21 protein-coding genes are annotated in these 20,775 nt (G+C 41.4%); 9 read left to right on the top strand and 12 right to left on the bottom strand.

The features are described from left to right. Positions 1-238: 238 nt before the first annotated feature. The 4 genes from dnaA to IQ230_RS20290 all read left to right on the top strand — a co-directional run bounded on the left by dnaA (position 239) and on the right by IQ230_RS20290 (position 3,713). Positions 239-1,612, top strand: a complete 1,374-nt coding sequence (gene dnaA / locus IQ230_RS20275; RefSeq protein ID WP_193934062.1) for a chromosomal replication initiator protein DnaA — start codon at positions 239-241, stop codon at positions 1,610-1,612. Between the two features lie 71 nt (positions 1,613-1,683). Further along, complete coding sequence (gene coaD, locus IQ230_RS20280) at positions 1,684-2,166, top strand: pantetheine-phosphate adenylyltransferase (protein ID WP_193934063.1); 483 nt, start codon at positions 1,684-1,686, stop codon at positions 2,164-2,166. Then, positions 2,145-2,780 carry a DivIVA domain-containing protein gene (locus tag IQ230_RS20285; protein ID WP_193934064.1) on the top strand — a complete coding sequence of 212 codons (636 nt, stop codon included), beginning with the start codon at positions 2,145-2,147 and terminating at the stop codon, positions 2,778-2,780. The genes coaD and IQ230_RS20285 overlap by 22 nt, the downstream gene beginning before the upstream one ends. 249 nt (positions 2,781-3,029) lie before the next feature. Continuing rightward, positions 3,030-3,713 carry a PHP domain-containing protein gene (locus tag IQ230_RS20290; RefSeq protein ID WP_193934065.1) on the top strand — a complete coding sequence of 228 codons (684 nt, stop codon included), beginning with the start codon at positions 3,030-3,032 and terminating at the stop codon, positions 3,711-3,713. A 493-nt stretch (positions 3,714-4,206) separates the two neighbouring features. Here the strand turns inward: IQ230_RS20290 and IQ230_RS20295 are convergent, their stop codons facing one another. From IQ230_RS20295 to IQ230_RS20315, 5 genes are all read right to left on the bottom strand, one after another. Continuing rightward, on the bottom strand, positions 4,207-4,896 hold the full coding sequence (locus tag IQ230_RS20295; RefSeq protein ID WP_193934066.1) for a response regulator transcription factor: 690 nt from the start codon (positions 4,894-4,896) through the stop codon (positions 4,207-4,209). A gap of 156 nt (positions 4,897-5,052) precedes the next feature. Beyond that, positions 5,053-6,363, bottom strand: a complete 1,311-nt coding sequence (gene ctpB, locus IQ230_RS20300; RefSeq protein ID WP_193934067.1) for a carboxyl-terminal processing protease CtpB — start codon at positions 6,361-6,363, stop codon at positions 5,053-5,055. Positions 6,364-6,660: 297 nt separating this feature from the next. Then, a complete protein-coding gene (gene recJ / locus IQ230_RS20305) occupies positions 6,661-8,994 on the bottom strand; it encodes a single-stranded-DNA-specific exonuclease RecJ (protein WP_193934068.1) in 2,334 nt (777 codons plus the stop codon). 45 nt (positions 8,995-9,039) lie between these two features. Then, positions 9,040-9,669: a GNAT family N-acetyltransferase gene (locus IQ230_RS20310; protein ID WP_193934069.1), complete on the bottom strand. Its 630-nt coding sequence runs from the start codon at positions 9,667-9,669 to the stop codon at positions 9,040-9,042. 22 nt (positions 9,670-9,691) lie between these two features. After that, the gene (locus IQ230_RS20315; RefSeq protein ID WP_193934070.1) at positions 9,692-10,465 is read right to left on the bottom strand and encodes a PD-(D/E)XK nuclease family protein; all 774 of its coding nucleotides are present in this window, start codon (positions 10,463-10,465) and stop codon (positions 9,692-9,694) included. A 535-nt stretch (positions 10,466-11,000) separates the two neighbouring features. On the opposite strand from IQ230_RS20315, the gene IQ230_RS20320 reads away from it, so the two are divergent. After that, a complete protein-coding gene (locus tag IQ230_RS20320) occupies positions 11,001-11,834 on the top strand; it encodes a 2OG-Fe(II) oxygenase (protein WP_193934071.1) in 834 nt (277 codons plus the stop codon). Between the two features lie 311 nt (positions 11,835-12,145). After that, positions 12,146-14,011, top strand: a complete 1,866-nt coding sequence (locus tag IQ230_RS20325) for a sensor domain-containing phosphodiesterase (RefSeq protein ID WP_193934072.1) — start codon at positions 12,146-12,148, stop codon at positions 14,009-14,011. An 18-nt stretch (positions 14,012-14,029) separates the two neighbouring features. Here IQ230_RS20325 and IQ230_RS20330 read toward each other — a convergent pair whose 3' ends face one another. Next, complete coding sequence (locus IQ230_RS20330) at positions 14,030-14,617, bottom strand: PAP/fibrillin family protein (protein WP_193934073.1); 588 nt, start codon at positions 14,615-14,617, stop codon at positions 14,030-14,032. 289 nt (positions 14,618-14,906) lie between these two features. On the opposite strand from IQ230_RS20330, the gene IQ230_RS20335 reads away from it, so the two are divergent. Together IQ230_RS20335 and mraY are read left to right on the top strand one after the other, a co-directional pair. Then, positions 14,907-15,137, top strand: a complete 231-nt coding sequence (locus IQ230_RS20335; protein WP_193934074.1) for a DUF3134 domain-containing protein — start codon at positions 14,907-14,909, stop codon at positions 15,135-15,137. Positions 15,138-15,414: 277 nt separating this feature from the next. Continuing rightward, positions 15,415-16,440, top strand: a complete 1,026-nt coding sequence (gene mraY, locus IQ230_RS20340) for a phospho-N-acetylmuramoyl-pentapeptide-transferase (RefSeq protein WP_322742504.1) — start codon at positions 15,415-15,417, stop codon at positions 16,438-16,440. Between the two features lie 123 nt (positions 16,441-16,563). Here the strand turns inward: mraY and IQ230_RS20345 are convergent, their stop codons facing one another. From IQ230_RS20345 to dtd, 3 genes are all read right to left on the bottom strand, one after another. After that, complete coding sequence (locus IQ230_RS20345) at positions 16,564-17,073, bottom strand: MogA/MoaB family molybdenum cofactor biosynthesis protein (RefSeq protein WP_193934076.1); 510 nt, start codon at positions 17,071-17,073, stop codon at positions 16,564-16,566. Positions 17,074-17,092: 19 nt separating this feature from the next. Continuing rightward, positions 17,093-17,428 carry a photosystem II reaction center protein Psb28 gene (psb28, locus tag IQ230_RS20350; RefSeq protein ID WP_193934077.1) on the bottom strand — a complete coding sequence of 112 codons (336 nt, stop codon included), beginning with the start codon at positions 17,426-17,428 and terminating at the stop codon, positions 17,093-17,095. 176 nt (positions 17,429-17,604) lie between these two features. Further along, positions 17,605-18,060 (bottom strand): D-aminoacyl-tRNA deacylase, encoded by a 456-nt coding sequence (gene dtd, locus IQ230_RS20355; protein WP_193934078.1) that lies wholly within the window; start codon positions 18,058-18,060, stop codon positions 17,605-17,607. Positions 18,061-18,141: 81 nt separating this feature from the next. Here dtd and IQ230_RS20360 point away from each other — a divergent pair, with 81 nt between their 5' ends. Beyond that, a complete protein-coding gene (locus IQ230_RS20360) occupies positions 18,142-18,978 on the top strand; it encodes an Rpn family recombination-promoting nuclease/putative transposase (protein WP_193934079.1) in 837 nt (278 codons plus the stop codon). Positions 18,979-19,077: 99 nt separating this feature from the next. Here the strand turns inward: IQ230_RS20360 and IQ230_RS20365 are convergent, their stop codons facing one another. From IQ230_RS20365 to IQ230_RS20375, 3 genes are all read right to left on the bottom strand, one after another. Next, positions 19,078-19,305, bottom strand: a complete 228-nt coding sequence (locus IQ230_RS20365) for a hypothetical protein (RefSeq protein ID WP_193934080.1) — start codon at positions 19,303-19,305, stop codon at positions 19,078-19,080. A gap of 114 nt (positions 19,306-19,419) precedes the next feature. Beyond that, positions 19,420-19,728, bottom strand: coding sequence for a helix-turn-helix domain-containing protein (locus IQ230_RS20370; RefSeq protein WP_193934081.1), 309 nt, complete (start codon positions 19,726-19,728; stop codon positions 19,420-19,422). 241 nt (positions 19,729-19,969) lie between these two features. Further along, positions 19,970-20,494 (bottom strand): helix-turn-helix transcriptional regulator, encoded by a 525-nt coding sequence (locus tag IQ230_RS20375; protein WP_193934082.1) that lies wholly within the window; start codon positions 20,492-20,494, stop codon positions 19,970-19,972. Positions 20,495-20,775 lie beyond the last annotated feature (281 nt).

Here is a 20,775-nt window from a genome sequence, read left to right on the forward strand (position 1 = left end):
CTCAATATATTCTTTAGTCTAGAAAAGCTAATGACACGCTAACGTAGTTGAAGCAAAACATTTTACCTACGCATTGTAATTTTGCGGTTATTTTTAGCTAGTGTCAAAAGCTTTAACATTCTTAAATAACTATATGACTAATCATATAAGTTTCTCATCATGGTTGCCAAGCGAAGCGCAGCAGATGCTAAATTGGTTGCCTATATTCGTTTTTTGCTAGAGGTAGAGGTGGTAAGTAGTGGAACTTTCTCTTGAAAGTCTATGGAGTCAGGTACTAGAGCGGCTACAGGAAAAGTTGACTCGACCCACCTTTGAGACTTGGATCAAAACAGCTAGTGCGCAACGACTAGAAAATAATTGCTTGGTGATTTGTACCCCTAATCCATTTGCCCGCAATTGGTTACAAAAGTACTACATCAAAACAATCGTAGGCGTTGTGGAAGAAATTCTCGGTCATGCTGTAGAAGTTCAAATCACTGTAGCCAAGGAAAATGGCGTGACTTCCTTCAACGAGCCAGAAGTAGGATGGCCTGCACCAATTGAGCCGAGTATACCAGAACCTCCAAACAATCGCCCTAAGCCTATTGAATTGAATCCTAAATATGTATTTTCCCGTTTTGTTGTGGGCGCGAATAGTCGCATGGCACATGCAGCAGCTTTGGCAGTCGCTGAATCACCAGGACGCGAATTTAATCCTTTATTTTTGTGCGGTGGCGTCGGGTTAGGGAAAACACACTTGATGCAGGCGATCGGGCATTACCGTTTAGAAATGTGTCCTAATTCAAGAATTTTTTATGTTTCTACCGAGCAATTTACTAACGATCTTATTGCTTCAATTCGTAAAGATAGTATGCAAAGCTTTCGAGAACACTATCGTGCAGCTGATGTGTTGTTGGTAGATGATATTCAGTTTATTGAAGGAAAAGAATATACTCAAGAAGAATTTTTTCACACATTTAATACCTTGCATGAAGCAGGTAAGCAAGTTGTTTTAGCATCTGATCGTCCACCTAACCAAATCCCGCGCCTACAAGAAAGATTGTGTTCTCGCTTCTCAATGGGCTTGATTGCGGATATTCAACCACCAGATTTAGAAACAAGAATGGCTATTCTGCAAAAGAAAGCCGAATATGAAAATATGCGTCTACCCAGAGAGGTAATTGAGTATATAGCCTATAACTACAAGTCAAACATTCGAGAGCTAGAAGGCGCTTTAATACGGGCAGTTGCTTATATTTCTATTTCTGGCTTGTCCATGAGTGTAGAAAATCTTACTCCGGTCTTAAACCCACCGGTAGAGAAAGTAGAAGCTTTCCCCGATGCTGTTTTGATGGTAGTGGCAGATGAATTTGATGTTTCTGTAGAAGATCTTAAAGGGAATTCTCGACGTCGCGAAATTAGCTGGGCGCGTCAAATTGGTATGTACTTGATGCGGCAACATACCGACTTAAGTTTACCAAGAATTGGTGAAGAATTTGGTGGAAAAGATCATACAACTGTATTGTATAGCTGCGACAAGATTGCTCAGCTACGCGAAAATGATCAGAACTTAGCACAAACTCTAAGACAATTGAGCGATCGCATCAACCTCGCCAGTCGTCATTCTTCTTAAGTTGAAACTGAGTTTTCATCAAGGTTTCTCTAGCAGGTATAATTTCTCAGTAACTCCGAAATGCTAACAGCGTGATTGCTATTTATCCTGGGAGCTTTGATCCGATTACTTTAGGACACCTTGATATCATCGAGCGCGGCTGTCGCCTCTTTGAGCGAGTTGTTGTCGCTGTGCTGCGTAATCCTAACAAAACACCTTTGTTTTCAGTGCAACAACGGCTAGAGCAAATACGGGTATCAACATCTCATCTGACAAATGTGGAAATTGACAGCTTTGACGGTCTAACAGTGAAGTACGCCCAAATGCGACAAGCACAAGTTCTCCTACGAGGTTTGCGAGCAATCTCTGATTTTGAAGCCGAGTTGCAAATGGCACACACGAATAAAACGCTTTCTACCCATATCGAAACAGTTTTTTTAGCAACTTCTAATGAGCATAGTTTTTTAAGTAGTAGTGTGGTGAAAGAGATTGCCAAATTTGGTGGTTCCGTCGATCACCTTGTTCCTCAGCACGTTGCCTTAGATATCTACCGATGTCACACCAAGACCCCTTAAGAATAGATCCTGAGCCGAATAAAATTCCTCAGGAAGCAAGAAATACAGATATCCAGACGGCATTGAACCGACTGGAAGAAATAATCCTCGCCAGTCCTCGCATTCCTCTGACACGAAAAACTCTGATTGATGAGGAAGTGATACTCGATCAGCTCGATCAAATTCGCTTTAGTCTACCATCTGTATTTCAAGAAGCACAGGCGGTTGTCGAGCAAAAAGAAGAAATTTTGTTGCAGGGAGAGCAACACGCACAAGAAATTATTCAAGCTGCTGAAGCTAAAGCAGCACAATTACTTAATGAAACTACGATTGTTCGGCAAGCCGAAGCTGCTGCACAAGAAATTCGTCAGCAAGTTGAACAAGATTGCATTGCAATGCAGCAACAAGTTCAAGCAGAAATCGAGCAAATGCGCCGTCAGGCTCAAGAGGAATTACGACAAATTCGCCAAGCTGCGATCGCTGAAGCTGAAGATATCCAAAATGGTGCCGATGAATACGCTGATAGTGTCTTAAGGAGTATTGAGCAGCAGCTTAATGATATGCTCCGCATTATTCGTAATGGCAGACAACAACTGCAACCACCAAAGGGGTTAGGAGTTAGGGATGAGGGGTGAGGGAAAAATTGATTTGTTGCGATCGCACCAATCATTCGTTTTATTTAAAATTCTTATAAGTAATCTGCATGGCTATTAAGCTTTTCTTTTGCTACAGTCTTAACATAATGAAATAAAACTTTGCCCTTGAGTCGTAATTGTCACGAGTGATTGTTTTAAACAACTAACGCTTAATGTGTACTTTTATTGCTGTTTGGGTAAAGTATCTATAAAGATAGTCAAGAGCGTACATAGGTACGAGAGGCGATTATGGCTGTCGTTGCCCAAACTTCTGCATCATCACACTTAAAGCAAGTCTTCCACAAAATTAATGGACAAAGTTGCCCGCGGTATTTCAACTTTCATATGCATACTGTTTACTCGGATGGTAAATTGCAACCTGAAGAGTTAATACAACAGGCGATCGCAATTGGGTTAAAAGGACTTGCAATTACCGATCACCACACTGTTGATGGTTATCGCGTTGCTCTAAGTTACCTAGATGACTTGAAGTCGAAACCTCACCTCAAACATATCGTGCCAGAAATGTGGACTGGTGTAGAAATTAATGCCAACCTATTTGAGGTAGAAGTTCACATCTTAGGCTATGCTTTTCAACCAGAGCACCTCAGTATAGCTCCTTATTTGCAAAGAAAAACGACAGTAGGCAAAACCTACCAGGCAGAAAACGTCATTACAGCAATTCATCAAGCTGGAGGACTAGCGGTACTAGCACACCCAGCGCGGTACAAGCGATCGCACCAAGAACTCATTCCAGCAGCTGCTGCTTTAGGTATCGATGGAGTCGAAGCTTTCTATGCTTATAACAATCCTAGTCCTTGGCATCCTAGCCCAAAACAATCCGCAGAAGTACAAGTCTTAGCTAATCACTACGGTTTATTTAACACTTGTGGCACTGATACTCACGGTCTAAGCTTGCTGCAACGTCTTTAAGCTTTGTGTCAGTCTTATAGCACTCAGGGGTTAGAGAACGCGAATCGCGCAAACTTATGGTTCAGAATTAGAAGCTAGTTAGATGAGTGGTTTTGAGCTGCTATAGTGTCCCAACCTATTGACTTATTGCTATAGCATCCAGATTGTGTCGACTTGAAATAAAAGTACCCTGTCGCTGGAACAGGGTAACTTTAAGAAATATTAGGATTATTAAAATAAAGGACTTAGAAAACGGACATGATTGTAATGATGCCAGCGCTTGTCAATACAAAAACGAAACCTAGAGCAATTGATTCGCCTAAGTGTTTTGAGACTTTCATAACTTTTGGCTTATTAAGTGAGTATTGTTATGAATTTATCATTAAGCTTTCAATTAGCAACAAACAACACCAAAAAATTAAATTATCGTAATTTTTCTTAATTTATTTCTCAGTTAAAGAAGCAGTAGAGTAGACATCTTGCCTGCCCCTGCTTGTTGGGTAAGTTTATTAGTTTATTTCGTCAAGCCATGCTCCAAAGCAAAACGGACTAACTCAGTTCGACTATTTGTACCTGTTTTACTAAATAAGCGACTAACATACTTTTCTACATTGCGGACACTCGTTTGCAGACGACGAGCAATTTCTTTATTCATCAACCCCTCTGTAACGAGGTTTAAAACACTTTGTTCTCTGGGAGTTAAATCAATTTTAATGGGGGCCGGAGTTGTTGCAATACCCTGGCGCTGAGTTAACAGTGCTTTAATTTGAGCAATTTGATTTGCCAAATCAGCAATATCAGGCGTTTCTCCCAATTCACCACTTGAAGTTGTTACCCGACGTGCTAGTAAATTTTCTATAATGGCGACTAACTCATCTGGGTCAAATGGCTTGGGTAAATAAGCATCAACACCAGCTTGATAGCCTTGGATACGATCTGTAGTCATACCTTTTGCCGTTAGAAATACGACTGGCAAAGTTTGAAAGCGAGGATCGTCGCGCATTTGCTTAAGGAATTGGTAGCCATCTACCTGTGGCATCATAATGTCAGAAATGACCAAATCAGGTATATTTTGCTGTAGTAATTCCCATCCCTCATGAGCATTACTAGCTACCTGAACAGTAAAACCACTTTCTTGCAGATAATCTTTAACAGCTTCTCGCAAGCCTGGTTCGTCGTCTACCAGCAAAAGTTGTGCGGACATCTACATATTCCTTGACGCTATCTTCTCACTGTAGCGAAAATGAGGGGCAGAGGAGTTATGAGTGTTGAGTGTTGAGTTATGAGTTATAAAATGCTTCCATTCAAACCTCAAAACTCAAAACTAGCCACTGTATCACTAGCTACTAGCCACTCTTAACTACCGCATCCCCGATGGTTTCAGCGTTTGATTTGGTGTAGTTTGAGCCAAGGAGTTTGTGCCTAGTACGGCGATCGCGCGAATATACTGCGGATCGTTTTGAGTACCAACTAAATTTGGATTACTTGCTAGCTGACGTATCTGTGCTTCTGTTAAGTCTATTTTGACATCAGGTGTAATCCCTTTTTGACTAATATCTGTCCCCCTAGGTGTGTAGTAATGAGCAATTGTAATTGCTAAACCAGAACCATCAGAAAGTGAATGAACTGATTGCACTAGCGCTTTACCAAATGTTTGGCTGCCGACAACAACTCCTCTATTATTATCTTTAATTGCCCCTGCTAGAATTTCGCTGGCACTAGCAGAATTACCATCAACAAGCACAGCTACAGGCTGCTTGACTAATGCAGTACGGTTTGCTGCTATTTTTTCACTTCTTCCTCGGCGATCTACAGTACGAACAATATCGCCGTTTTCTAGCCACATCCGCGCAATTTCGATACTCGATTGCAGTAAACCTCCAGGATTACCCCGCAAGTCTAATACGTAGCCATTGACTTGTTGGCGGTTGAGATCGTAGATTGCTCGTTGCATTTGTTCTGCAGCATGAGCATTGAATTCTCGTAAGCTGATATAACCAACGCGATTTTTGCCTTCTTGCTTGACAGAGTAACGGACTGTTGGTACTTCTATTCTTGCCCGCGTGATTTTAACGTTTAAGTTTTGCTGTCCAGAACGTCCGATACTTAAACTCACAGGTGTTCCAGCCTTACCGCGAATCATGCTAGAAGCTTGCTGAACATCTAAGCCTTGTGTTGGTTTACCATCAATAGCTAATATCTGATCTCCCGATTTGATACCAGCTTGTAGTGCAGGAGAATTTTCGATTGCTTCTACCACAGTCAAACGCTTGGTTTGCTCATTGACTTCCATGCGAATGCCAACACCAGAGAGTTCTCCAGATGTCTGATCTGTAAGTGCGGCAAACTGTTTAGGATCGAGAAAGCGAGTATAGGGATCTCCTAGTTTTTCTAGTTCTTCTCGAACAGCATTATAAGCTTGTTCTTTAGAAGTATAGTTTTTGCTTAAAAGGTTTTGCCTGCTGGTTTGCCAATTAATTTTATTGAATGTAGCGTCAACATATTCGCGATTAACAAGCTGCCAAACTTCATCTACCAAAGCTTTAGGACTATCTTGAAATGAAGCACGAACTGAGCGAACTGGCAACAGGGACATTGTTACAGTCGTGGCGATCGCTCCACTAAATAAAGCAAAATGGCACAATGATAAGCGTTTAAAGTATTGCTGCATTGGAATTTGCGAAGTAATTTTTGTGCTTAGAATTTAGTATTACTCAGAGCCTACATCTTTGCACTGAGTATTATGTTGCTATTGACTATACACTTGGTTAGTCTGTGATGACAGTAAAAACAGTTAAAGTTTCGTTATAGTTTTCAAAAATATTATCTCCACGATACTTGGGGTCCTCATTGATGTATCAATTATTTTGTGCCAGTTTTCGCAGTGTCATTTAGACGAAAGAAACTATGAGTGATTTTCGTGCTTAGAACATAGAATTCATCTGACAATTCTCTGAGTTTCTCCTTTTTACAAACTTGATCCGCGTATCATTGATTGGATAGTGGATAAGGGAACTGTCGAGAAGTACTGCTGTTGAAATTGTTCCTCTTGCACAGCGATTAAGAATTTTTCAATCACTTGCAAGCATTCATCTTCAGATATTTTGGCTTGTGGTTGCCAATGGACAATAAAACTTCGATCAACAGAACTAATTGTAAAACCTATACTAGTAAGTGCTTGAAATCCTTGTTTGAGTGTTTGATCGCTAATTTCTAGTTTTTGACATAGTTGAAACCGCGAGACAGTTTGACCTGTACGACTAATGTACTTTGCAATTCCGAGTAACGAAAGCCAAATTTGATTAGGTGGGATGAATTGTGGTTTTTTCCAGGCTAACACTAGCTGTTTTTTTTCGACAAGCGATCGCTTAAACCAAGTACGTAAATCATCCCAACTCCGAGGACAATCTTGAACAATTAGTGCTTCTTCTAAATTGGTATCAATTTCACTAGGTAGATTACGCCAGTCTAATAAATCAAGATTAGTCGTGTCAGTTGTTTGAGCCGAAGCGTTTTCTGCTGTCCGCAGTGCCACAATCCGAATTTCATAACGTTTTTTAAATGAGTTATAATCAAGCTCTACAATGCAATCGCACCGTGTAGATGGTAATTCGTCTTTATAGTGTCCCCACCACACACCAGGAAATTTAGCTTGCGTTGAATCATCTCGAAGATCAAATTCAGTTTTAATATACTGAACTTTTTTCCCTTGTCCATCTTGTTGATTACGATGCCAAGCATTTTCAAACCAGCAATTTTGAATCAATAATTTTGGTACAGGATTTCCCATACCACAAGGTTCAAGTAATTTCAATTCCCAAAAAAGCTCTTTGCCTAAGTCTTGGACATTACATACTAAGTCTGCTTGGATTGTTGGTGTTGTCATTCCACCACCTAAGGACTGTCGTAATTTTTGATTAATTGCCTCAGCAAATAAAGAAATATTTTCTATTGGTAAACTCAATCCTGCAGCATAAGGATGTCCGCCAAAGCGATGTAGTAAATGTGCCTGATCTTTTACCAACTGATATAAATCGATTTGATTGATTGAGCGTGCCGAACCACGGGCTAAGGTAGTGTGTTCTGTACTTGCACCTTCAGTACTCAGTAATATTGTCGGACGTCCGGTTTCTTGTGCAACTTGTCCAGCGACTAAGCCAAGTACACCCGCAGACCATTGAGGATCTGCTAAAACAATAACACTAGTAGTCGATAAGTCCAATTGCTGTAGCTTTGCCGTCACTTGCTGGGCAACGTCTTTTTGTAGAGATTTGCGTCGAGAGTTTGCCAGTTCTGTATCTTGTGCTAGCTGTTCAACGCGTTGTAAGTCGCGACTTGTCAGTAATTCTACACAAAAACTAGCATCACCCTGAATTCGGCTGACGGCATTGATGCGCGGACCCAGACCAAAAGAAATATCAGTAGGGCGATCGCCACTTTTCTGACACCACTCTAATAATCTTCCTACCCCTGGACGTCGTCGTTGTGAGGCTGGTTGTTTGAAGTCTTGCTGCATTTTGGCAATACCCAACTGCGCTAAATAGCGACAATCACCGGAAAGTTGTACCAAATCTGCGATTAAACCAATTGCAACTAAATCAAGTAAATCTTCTAGCGGTTGTTGAGGGTTATCTGTTTTTTGATACAAAGCTTCTACGAGTTTATATGCAACAGCAACTCCTGAAAGATGAAATAAGGGATGGTCTTGTGGTAAATATCGAGGATTGATAATTGCGACAACTGGCGGTCGTTCTAGCGGCAATGTATGATGGTCGGTGACAATGGTATCAATACCGAGTTGCTTTGCATACTCGATTTCAGCAATATTAGTACTACCTGTGTCGCAAGTAACAATTAACTGCGCACCTTGTTTAGCAAGCAGCTCAATCCCCTGACAGTTCAAACCATGAGACTCAGTAATGCGATTAGGAATGTAATAAACTAAGTGCGTGTTTTGGCTAAAAAACTGTCCTAAGCCATCCCAAAGCACAGCAGTTGATGTAATCCCGTCAGCATCAAAGTCTCCCCAAATTGCAACTTTTTCGCGGCGATCGCGTGCTTGTTGAAGTCGTTCTACTGCTTGATACATTTCTGCACCAAATTCAAAGGGATCTGCTAATTCTTGACAAGCTTGGGGATTGACAAATGAATCTAAACTATGCTGATCGCAAATTCCTCGTTGCCACAATAGCTGTGCAGCATATCTACCAGAGGAGTTTGGACAATACTGACTAACAGCTTGGATAAACCATTCGGGTGGTGATTCAACAGGTAGTAGCAGCCACTGTAGTTGTTCAGGCATGAAGAAGGGGTGAGGAGTGAGGGGCGAGGGGCGAGGGGTTAGTTGCTAATCACTATTTTCGTCTACTAGAGAATTGAGGGCAACTTCACCGGCGATTCCTTCGGGTTTGCGCGATACAGTGGGACGCGATCGCTTATATCCTGCTCTTTCAGCTTTTTGTCTTTCGTAAGCAATTAATCTACCGTAGTATTCATTTTTACTTAAGTTCATCGATAAGAAAATATGCTGCCGGCTGTTGCCAAAGCCTTTACGCTGAAAAAATTTGACGGCGGGTACATTGGCGGGATCAGTATCAACAAGCATAAACCGCGCACCATCTTCAATCATCCGTTCAATGAGTTTGTCTACCAAAGTGTCGCCAACTCCACGGCGTTGAAAGTGGGGGTTAACTCCTAACCAAATAATGTAACCATATGTCCAAGAACCTTTCGTAATCACTGTACCTAAAATAAAGCCTGCCAGTTCGCCGTCGACTTCTGCAACAAGACAATATTCAGGATCGGTGTTATAAAGTCCAATGACCTCCCACTTATCCCATGTACGGTACAAGTAGGGATATAAATCGCTCGTAAATAACTTTTCTCCTAAGTGATACACAGGAGCAAGGTCGTCAATTTCTAATTCGCGGACATAAACTGAGGATGTATATGTTGAATCTGTAGTGTCGTGCGTCATAACTAATTTACTATTCAGTCCTTTATAGTGGGACTTCTTGAATATTTACAAGATTTGGCAGTAAGCTTTGAGGAGATGCTTCATCGTAGCGATCGCGATGACAGCGCGTTGCATACTGACAAAGATCGCACAGCTTGCTTCCTAATGTTATTTGTGGAAATGGTTCGCCATGTTCGTAACGTTGCAACCATTGTGTAAGTTGGTTTAAGAGATAGTTTAGTTGTTGTGCTGTTTTGGCGTGCTGAGCGTTGTTGTATGTAAATTTGAGACTTTGTGGCTGATTTTCTGACTGAATAAACCAGTAAGTCATAGACAACTGTTCGGGTACGTATTCGCTTGTTTCTGCGAGGACATACAAGTAAAGTCGTGTTTGCCAGTTATGTGCCAAAGCGCGGCGATTTTGGGGTTTGGGATAAGTTTTCCAATCGAGAATTTGAGCTTGGCGATTGTCTGCAATAAATAAGTCATAAATTACTGTCAACAGATAATCTTGCACTTGTAATGTACGGCAATGTTCGCTTTCGCGGAATGATTGAGTGGTGATATCTGGTGTTATTTCTGGTGCAACGCTGGTAAAAGCACTCATCCAGCATTGTAGTTGAGCGTCTTCTTGCACTAAAGATTCAATTGGCAATCCAAGTTCGCGCTGCTGCATGAGCAAATGAAAGCGACTGCCCCATGTCAGGCGCTCTTGTTGCTCTAAACTGGTTGGTGAGCCAAGTTGCTCTAAGTAAGTGTGTTGAAATTGACGCGGACAACGTTCTAGTAAGTTGAGCTGTCCCTGAGATAGACGCATAGAGCTATTGATGACTAGCTTTATTTAATTTTACTCAGCTAGGTGAACCTGTTGTTACTCTAGTGCAATTCACGAAGTCAGAGGAAGCCCCGTCTTTGTACGGCGCGTTGGCGTTCTTGTTCAAGTTCCGTCGTCACCCAATTGCCTTGAGCATCATACCAACGCAGCTTGGTAAATCATACATTGTGGGCAGAAATTCTGAGGATGACTGCGGCGCGTCTATTTAAAACATGGCACCAACTCGTAACTGATTAGCTTTAGGTTAACTTAGGGGTTGCGGTAATTGGTAACGGATAATAATTGCGATCGCTATTTACTCAGAATATAAACGCTGCTTTTGTCACTACGTCCAACTAGCCTTAAATCAAAACACCAGCATGGGTTGTTGCGTTTAGCTTCAGCGCAGCGAAGGTGAGTAAATCTATTCAGTTCTTTCTTAGGTTCCCATAACTAATAGGTATGTTTTTTGATGAGTTTGTGGGCTTTCTGTAACTACATTAGTCTCATCTCGAACTTACTTTTTTGGAGGATTCATATGGGAGTCGGTGTAGCTCGTAAAGAAGTGACACGCACAGATGTTACAACATTACCTATTAAAGCCACAACAGTTCTCACACGACAAGACTTAGTTGATTTAGTACAAGGTAAATTCATTGCCTTGTGTATTACTGACTACTATCCAAAGTGGCTTTGCGAGCAACTATGCAAAAGGTTGCTAAAACTTCCGGAGTTTGCCCGCTACTTACGAGCACAAAATGTTGGTGTTCAAAGAACTGGAATGACTTTTTTTGAAACAAAAGGAGATCCAGCGCTACTTGAACAGTACTATGCAGAAGCCCAGCGTATGCGCACTACTATCAGAAATACTTGCTTTCCTTACCTTTCCCCAATAGATAAACTAAGAGTTGAGCTTGAAGAGGTATGGTTCGCAGGCGCTCGGCTTGAGAACATTCATGGACGACCAATGATGGTTGGAATTGCACGCATGTTCGAGGACAGCTTTGAGCTTCCACCACACCAAGATGTTTTAGCTCGTGATATTGTAGATAACTCAAGCGATGGGACGCTTTTGTCTCAGCTTTCTGCAAATATATATTTACGAGAAGCAAAATTTGGTGGTGAGCTAGAGATTTGGGGAATCAAACCGTCTTATCAAGAGTTTCTCAAACTTGCTTGCGACGATCTTCACTTTGATCAAAATAAACTTCCACCATCAGAAGTGCTGTATAAACCCTGTGCCGGCGATCTAGTTCTCTTTGATTCAGGGCGAGTTCATGCGGTACGTCCATCCAAGCAGGGACCACGAGTATCTATGTCATGTTTTGTGGGTTATCGCGGTCAGAATATGCCTTTAACTTATTGGAGTTAATGCCTATTCTACTTTGCCTTGTCGTAGGTTACTATCTGTAAGTAGTGGCAGAATGCTGTGTTTTTTTAAGTGATAGGAATTGACTAAATTGTGAGGTGAGGCAAGAATTGCCTCTACAGCTAAGGCAGTCTACCTATGGTCTAAGGATATGGGTAGTATCCTAAAAAGGGTATTGCCCATTCACTCACTTAATGTTGCCTTGAATTTCTGTCCTCAAGAAATAGTAAATTGAATAAAGCAAATGAGTATAATCACCTTATCGCCAGAAAATTTGACCACACATTAACCATGATTTATGCGCTAAGCTTGCTATGCTTCCGAGTAGTTCAAACTCACATTGGCAGTGTAAATTACCTGAGACAGAAATTAAACGTTTGCAGGCGCTGTGTCAGTATCAGATTCTAGATACTGTTCCTGAAGCACACTTTGACAACATAACTCGCTTAGCTGCTTACATTTGCCAAACTCCAATTGCTGCAATTAGTTTAGTAGATGCTCAGCGGCAGTGGTTCAAATCAAAAATGGGGTTCACGGCAACTGAAGAACCCCGCGATATTACTTTCTGCTCTTATACCATCCGGCAAGCTGAATTACTAGTTATCCCAGACACCTTAGCTGATGAGCACTTTGCAACTAACCCGTTTGTGGTTGGCGACGCTCGGATTCGATTTTATGCAGGTGCTCCTCTGATTACTCCCACTGGCTTTACTTTAGGAACTTTATGCGTACTCGATCATGTTCCACGGAAATTAAGTTGCGAACAGATACAATTTCTACGGGTTTTAGCTGACCAAGTCGTGGCGCAACTAGAGTTGCGACGTAATTTAAAAGATTTGAAACAAAGCATTATCGAGCGTCAAAAATCAGAAGCAAAACTTCGCCACCATGTCTTTCATGATGAGTTAACAGGTTTGCCGAACCGAGCACTTTTTATGAAGCGGTTGAAATCTGCAATTTTGAAGAAGAAGTGGGAAACAAACTACTTATTTGCTGTGCTTTTTATCGATTTAGATCGTTTTAAGGTTGTTAACGATAGCCTTGGGCACATGGTTGGAGATCAGCTACTGATTGCAACTGCACGCAGATTGAAAGCATGTTTGCGGCCTGAGGACATGGTTGCTCGGCTCGGAGGTGACGAGTTTGTGATTTTGCTTAACAATATTAAGGGTATCGGCGACGCTACTGATGTGGCAGAGCGGATTCAGAAAAGACTATCATTGCCTTGCAACTTGAGTGGGCACGAAGTATTTACCAGCATCAGTATAGGTATTGCTCTAGGCACAACAAATTATCACCAACCGGAAGTCCTGCTCCGCGATGCTGATACGGCAATGTACCGTGCAAAGGTACTAGGTAAGGCTCGTTACGAGGTCTTTGATATAGAAATGCATGACTCGGTTGTGAAGCTTATGCAACTAGAGAACGATCTCCGACGGGCAATTGAACGTCAGGAGTTCCAGATTTATTACCAACCAATAGTACTCGTAGATACAGGCAGAATCACTGGGTTTGAAGCGCTAATTCGCTGGCAACATCCAATGCGTGGCTTGCTGAATCCAGCGGATTTCATCTCGGTAGCAGAAGAAACTGGAGCGATCGTCCCGATTGGCTATTGGGTACTTTATGAGGCATGCCGCCAGCTACGGAGATGGCAGTCGGAATTTTCCGCTCAACCCTTAACAATCAGTGTCAATCTCTCCAGCAAACAGTTTTCACAACTAGATCTCGTTGAGCAAATCATTCACATTCTGCAATCAACTAACCTTGATGCACGTAGCTTGAAGCTGGAAATCACTGAAAGCACGATTATGGAGAATGCAGAATCTGCAACTGCCATGCTTTTGCAACTGAGAGACTTGGGCATTGAAATATATTTAGATGACTTTGGTACAGGCTATTCATCCTTGAGTTCTTTACACCGCTTTCCAGTTGATGTACTCAAAATTGATCGCTCTTTTATTAACACAATTCAAGCTAATCATGAGAAGACAAAGATTGTTCAAGTCATCATGACACTAGCTCAGAATTTGGGTATGGACGCAATAGCAGAAGGAATAGAAACAGTAGAACAAAGGGAGCAGCTTAAAACATTACAGTGTAAGTATGGACAAGGGTACTTATTTTATCAGCCAGTAGACACACAGACAGCGGCAGCAATAATTGCCCAAAACAAATAATAGACTGCACAATGATCGCTAAACTTTACTTAAAACATAAACGCTGCCTTCGTTACCACGCCCGATGCGTAAATCACGATCGAGATAAGTAATATCTAGCCATCCTTGTTGTTCGCGGTTATCTAAACGAAAATCAACTGCTGCAAACTTTTTACCCGCTTCAATCTGCCCAATAAAGTCCCTAGGAGACTTGTTGTAGCCTACCAAACGCTGTAAACCCAAGATTGAACGCTCAAATTTGACTTGTACTCGACGTTCAGAAAGTGGCTCAAACCGCGCAGCAACTGCCACCATTCCTTCTAAAAAGGGTATGCCATAAACTTCTGCAATGTTATACACGCTAGTTGTCGCGACACGGATAGACTGATAAATTTGACCGAGCTTGAATAATGGCAGTTGATCAATATTTAATAAACCTTTACTGGTAGTGTAAAGAAGTCGCCAGTCACCATCGAGGAGTTCTCCCGCTTCAACGGGGCGAGGAGTTGGGTTGCGCTCTTCTAGCTGAGCGATCGCCATTAAAATAGCTTGCTTGTCTTGTTCAGTTGCCAGCAGTCCGCGATTTTTGCCTGCGATCGCTTCTAACAGTGTTGTCTTTCCTACCATCACACCCTTGCCTATTTTTTCTTGTTAATAGAGGTTTATACCTTATTTCACCGACACTAACTTAGTTAGCCTTACAAATTATTCTCGGTCGAGTGAGTCTCTGATAGTTAATAAGTTTTTTGTTATTTAGCTGGCAAGGACTGCCTAATTATCAACAGCAATTGTACTTGCTATCTTCAGGGCTGTTACCTCTTCAACATAAAGGCTTCAAGCTAAATGTAAACAGCTTTTTTAGTGATAAACTTAAACTATATAGGTTAAAATACATCCTCTATCAAAACATTTTGCTATGCGTAATTCTGCTCTGCGTGAAGAACCTCGCGATCAACGTGCTGCTGTGATTCCTCTAAAGAATGAATCTTCATTACTCGATTGGTTAGAGTCGTCAGGTCGGTTGATAGCGCGTGACAATCAAGAGCCAGACTATTCAGATGATGAGGAAGAAATTGCCGGCTTAATGGACCCAGATGATATGTCTTACGACCTTGATGATGATGATGCCATAGAGGTAGAAGATTAGTGTGTTGATGCAGCAATACTATATGTATTCTCGATCAAGCAAGTAAGTCATTATCAAGCCTTCACAACTCACTGGGAGTTTGACGACAAATCAAACAGCCCTTAAACTCTATCCTGGTTGCTCTAAATGTGGTTAAGTATATTGCCACAGATAAGCTCAGGAGTCATCACTCAAAAAAGTGCTGTTGTGAGGGAATTTTGTGGAAGCTAAATCAACTTCGGATTCATTTCATCTATCTGGCATCAATCTACTTGTGCTATTGGGCGTATCAGTAAGTATTACGGCACTTGTTCTAGATTGGATAGCAAACCGATTGCCTTGGCAAGTCACTTCTCTAACTTTACCTTTGATAGTTTGTGGACTGGCAACTGCAGGGATAGGATATGGTGTAGTACCATTACTCGTTAGCTTAAAAACTGGGCAAGTCATTCGTGAAGATGGTCCTCAAGCTCATTTAAAAAAAGCAGGTACGCCTACAATGGGAGGCGTTTTTTTTATCCCTGTTGCACTTAGCTTTGCACTGGTTTTATCTAGAATTGCTCCTAATGTAGTTGCAGTGTGTTTACTAGCACTAGGGTACGCAGCAATTGGCTGGCTTGATGATTGGCAAATTCTGCGCCGTAAATCTAATAAAGGAATTTCGCCTCAGATGAAGCTAGTTTTGCAGATTGGGTTTGCGATACTGTTTTGTCTGTGGCTGTGGTGGAGTCAATCGAGCAATACAACGACATTGATTTTACCTTTTGGTTATGTATTGCCGTTAGGTTTGTTATTTTGGCTATTAGCAGTATTTGTGATGGTAGCTGAGAGCAACGCTACTAACCTGACTGATGGTGTTGATGGTTTAGCTGGGGGAACAGTCGCGATCGCATTTTTAGGTTTGGGTACCTTAGTTGCTCCTACTCATCCTGAATTGATGATTTTCTGTGCTTGTATGAGTGGTAGCTGTTTAGGATTTTTGGTACATAATCGCAATCCTGCACGTGTATTCATGGGAGATACAGGATCGCTGGCTTTAGGTGGTGCGTTAGCTGCTGTAGGATTACTTAGCAATACACTTTGGGCACTATTTATTCTTAGTGGAATCTTTTTTGTCGAAACACTTTCAGTAATGGCACAAGTTGGTTATTACAAAGCAACCAAAGATCCTAACGGTGTAGGAAAACGTCTATTCAAGATGGCTCCTTTACATCATCATCTTGAACTATCAGGCTGGTCAGAATTACAAGTAGTAGGGGTGTTTTACTTGATTAATGCAATTTTAGCTGGATTGTGTTTGTGGCTTAACAGAGTAAGTGGGTAAAAATCAATATAAATTAAGAACTGATAACTGGTAACTAGACATTGGTTATTGGAAAGAACATCTATTACCCCTTACCTAACAGATGTTGGATGTGATATGTAATTATGCCCACCTACTTATTCTCTATCTAGTTCCTTTGATTTGACTAACTAAATGAACAAGTTCGGGCAAAATTAGTTGCTGCATTGCGAGTTTTACAGCATTAGCAGAACCAGGAAGCGAAAAAACAAGTTTGTTTTGATATACGCCAGCGATTGCACGAGAGGCAATTGCTCGCGAACCGATTTCTTGGTAACTCAAGTAGCGAAACAACTCTCCAAAGCCAGGTAAAGTTTTTTCAAGGAGATTTGCGATCGCGTCATATGTTGTATCTCTGGGGGCAATTCCAGTACCACCATTGCAAATCACTACGTCCAAGTTTACTTGGCTAGCTAGGTTGTATAACTGATTTTGAATTTGTCTTGGCTCATCTGGAATAATTGTATATGCCCCCACATTACGATCGGCATCCAAAAGTAGCTTTTTAATTAGTTGACCACTTTTGTCAGTTTCAACAGTGCGCGTATCACTTACTGTGATGACAGCACAGGTGATTGTCATACTGGTCAGATCAGGGTGCGGCTGATGCGTCATCAAAGTAAAAGTAATAAATTTATGACTTACTGAATTCTAAGCCATGAGCTTCCGCATAGCGCTGCATAAAGCGCAGGAAGCGATCCCATTCATCAGTAGATTTCATGAGGTAGAATACCTCTAAAGCTTCCGGCTTACCATTAACGAATTTACCCTTCACTTCGCGAGTTGTCAGCATCCCTTCTTCATCAATCATATACATTCCGGTAATTTCTTCTGTCGCTTCGCTACTCAAAGCTTGGGGATTTTGAAAGTAAAAAGTTGCAGTACCGTTACTACCATCGCGCGATCGCGTTAGACGTACATCTGGAATAACTTCTTCATCAACGCCTCTAAAAAATTGAATTTGAGCCATAGTACTTTGCAATTACTCTTGTTGCATCTTATCTATAACTTTATATTTTCTCATTTTTTGGATAATTGGTAATTGTCAATAGGTGAGGAGCAGCTATATTACTCTGACGCAAGAATGAGGAAAACAGCAAAGATTGCAACTAACCATATAAATGGTGAATACTCTCATCTGGCGTGCTAAGTATGCTCTTTATCAAGTAAAAGAGTAACTGGACCATCATTGTCAATCGAAACTTGCATCATTGCACCAAATATGCCAGTTTCCACTCTTAAACCACTTTGCCGAAGTTTGCTCACGAATAAGTGATACAAATTAACTGCGATGCTGGGCGATGCAGAACGGTCAAAAGAGGGACGACGACCTTTGCGACAGTCACCATAAAGCGTAAATTGGCTGATAACTAATAATTCGCCACCAATTTCCTGTACAGATTTAGAAAAGCGATCGCCACTAGCATCTTCGTCAGGAAAAATGCGCAATTCCAAGCACTTGCGTACCATCCAATCGAGTTCAGCTTCCGTATCAGTATCAGCAATACCAACCAATAAATTAACCCCTCGCCCAATTTTACCGACAAGTTCACCATTAACAGTAACTTGAGAAGATTTAACTCGTTGAATGACAACACGCATATTAATTTGATTTCTTACTACTTCGCCAAATACTAACTGCTAGCGATCGCGATCGCACAAATCACCTGATAAAATCGCTTCATGTTTGACAATATTTGTAAATTTTTAGTTGAAAATTTTTCTAACGACTTTGCCAACTGGTTACTCGGAAAATCTCTGTCTTTTACCGAGTTAAGTCCTTCAGAACTTTCGTTAGAACCGATTCGCGCTGATGCGTTGATTTTGCTGGAATCGGAAGAAGTTGTACTGCACTTAGAATTTCAAACTGTACCTAAAACTGATATTCCGTTTCGGATGATTGATTATCGGCTGCGAGTACATCGTCGCTTTCCTTTAAAGGAGATGCATCAAGTAGTCATTTATCTGCGACAATCAACTTCGGAACTCGCACAACAAACAACATTTATCCTTGAAAAAACTCGTCATGAATTTGAAGTGATTCGCCTATGGGAACAACCAACAGGTGTATTTCTGCAATGTCCAGGCTTGTTACCCTTTGCGGTTTTAAGTCAGACTAGTAACCGTGTGGGAACATTACAGCAAGTAGCACAGGAAATCGCTAAAATTCCAGATCAACGCGCACAAAATAACGTCGCAGCATCAGCATTTATTTTAGCTGGGTTAGTATTAGAGAAAGACATTGTACAACAGGTACTGCGGAGGGAACTCATGCAGGAATCGGTAACATATCAAGCTTTAGTAGAAGAGGGACGTGCGGAAGGGCGTGCGGAAGGACGTGCGGAAGGACGTGCGGAAGGACGTGCGGAAGGACTTCAAGAAGGTATTCAAGAAGGAATTCGTTCAGTAGCTACTAATTTATTGCGCGAAGGAGTTGCGATAGAAATGGTGGCGAGAGTGACTGGATTATCGGTGGAGGTAGTGCAGCAGTTGGCAAGCGATCTCGGTGGAGGTGCGTGAAGCGCGATCGCTTTATTTCATCTTTGCAAATCAAACATCGTTGTATAGCGATCGCATTACAGTTGTTAATATATTCGAGAAAAATGTACTAATGATCTATTAAATATTTGAATAAATCATTCCTGTTTTTGGTTCTACCATACCATAAAGATAGTAGTACTCCCTTGACCATTGGAGTTGACCTACTGGTTTTACGCCTTTAATCGTAATTAAACGTCTCGTGATTGTCTTCAGTCCAAATAGACTTTCATCTTCTACCCAGTAGCGGATTGGGAGCAAAATATTTTCTTTCAAACTCGGCAGATAAGGTTGCATCTGCTTCACCATTGTTAATAGAAAAGGCAGGTTTTTTTAAAGTCTTCTCTCTGCGTAGGGTCTTGTTTAATGCTTTGGGTTCGCGGTACTTTGAGCTTAGCTTGAAGTCTATATCTAGTGGTTTTATTAGACCACCGAATAAGAGGCTTTAACTCCACATTCACTAGCTAACCAGCTCTGAATCTGTTCGTAAGTTTTAAAACCTTTTTCTTGTGCTAGTCTAGAAGCTAACTTTTCAGCAACTTCTGCTCCAATCGCTGGTTTTCTTCCTGGCAGTAGTTTCTGCTCACCCAATAATGCCCGAATGCCTCCTGCTTGATACTTGCTCCACCATCTGTGGATCGTTATCCGATTTTTTCCCAATGCCGTGGCAATTCCTGTTACGGTTTTAATTTGTCCTGTTTGAAACCAATATAGTGCCTGGATTTTCTCCAACCCGCTGAGTGTGGTTTGCTGCTTGAGTAACTCTTTGAACTCTTCTATCGTCTCTTAAATCTGGAGTTTACATCTTCTTTTCATTTGAAGCTGTTCCTACACATTTTTCTCTTTAGTGTTGCACGTAAAAAGCAAAATGGTATCAAGTAGTCAATGTATGTGGATGATAAAGGAAGTACACACCCGAAGCGATCGCCAAACGGATCTTTTTTGATCGCTAAACGGATTTTTTAGGTTATATCTACCGCTTTGAACGCAAGTAAACGCTAGGATTAACACCAAATTTACGCCGAAATGCCGCCGCGAAATCACCTCGATTGGTAAAACCTACTGCACGCGCAACACCAGCTACAGTAAAATTACCAGCATCAAGGAGTAAGCGCGATTGCTCTAAGCGACATTCGTGCAAGTATCCAAATACTGTTTTTCCAAAAATCTGGCGAAAACCAATTTTGAGCTTGTAGTCATTCAATCCCACTGCCCGTGCAAGATCTATCAAAGAAGGCGGATTATCTAGACACGCCAGTAACATTTCTTTAGCGTGGTAAATGCGATCAATATCTTCTGCTTTAAGTTTAAATTGCCTTTTTTGAGCTTTCGTTTCTTTCAGCAGTGGTTCGAGAATTAAAGCCCATAATTCAATCACTTTTGACTGCAAATACATCCGTTTGGTTAAACCGTAATACGGACAATGCAAAATTTGTTGCACTGCTACGCGCATTACAGGGGTAGATTGGTTGTGCTGGAAACCTTGTCTGCCATTCATTCTCCTGAAATAATAAGCTTGATTCTGGAGGGATTGCTCCTGAGTAACAGAAAAGATTTTTGAACAATTCTGGTTCGATGTGTACTTCAATTCCTAAGTAGTGTTGTTGTACCATTTGCATGGTAGTTTGTGCTGGTGCGATACCACTACCAATTACAGCCTATTGCAAGTTTATGAGGTACAGTAAGAGGAGTACACAAATGAAGTCTAATGAAACCGTACTCGCTCGACTTGCGAGAAAAAATAGTTAAGGCATACACACAAGGTGACACCTCAATCAG

Source organism: Gloeocapsopsis crepidinum LEGE 06123 (genome assembly GCF_015207655.1).
Classification (GTDB): Bacteria; Cyanobacteriota; Cyanobacteriia; order Cyanobacteriales; family Chroococcidiopsidaceae; genus Gloeocapsopsis; species Gloeocapsopsis crepidinum.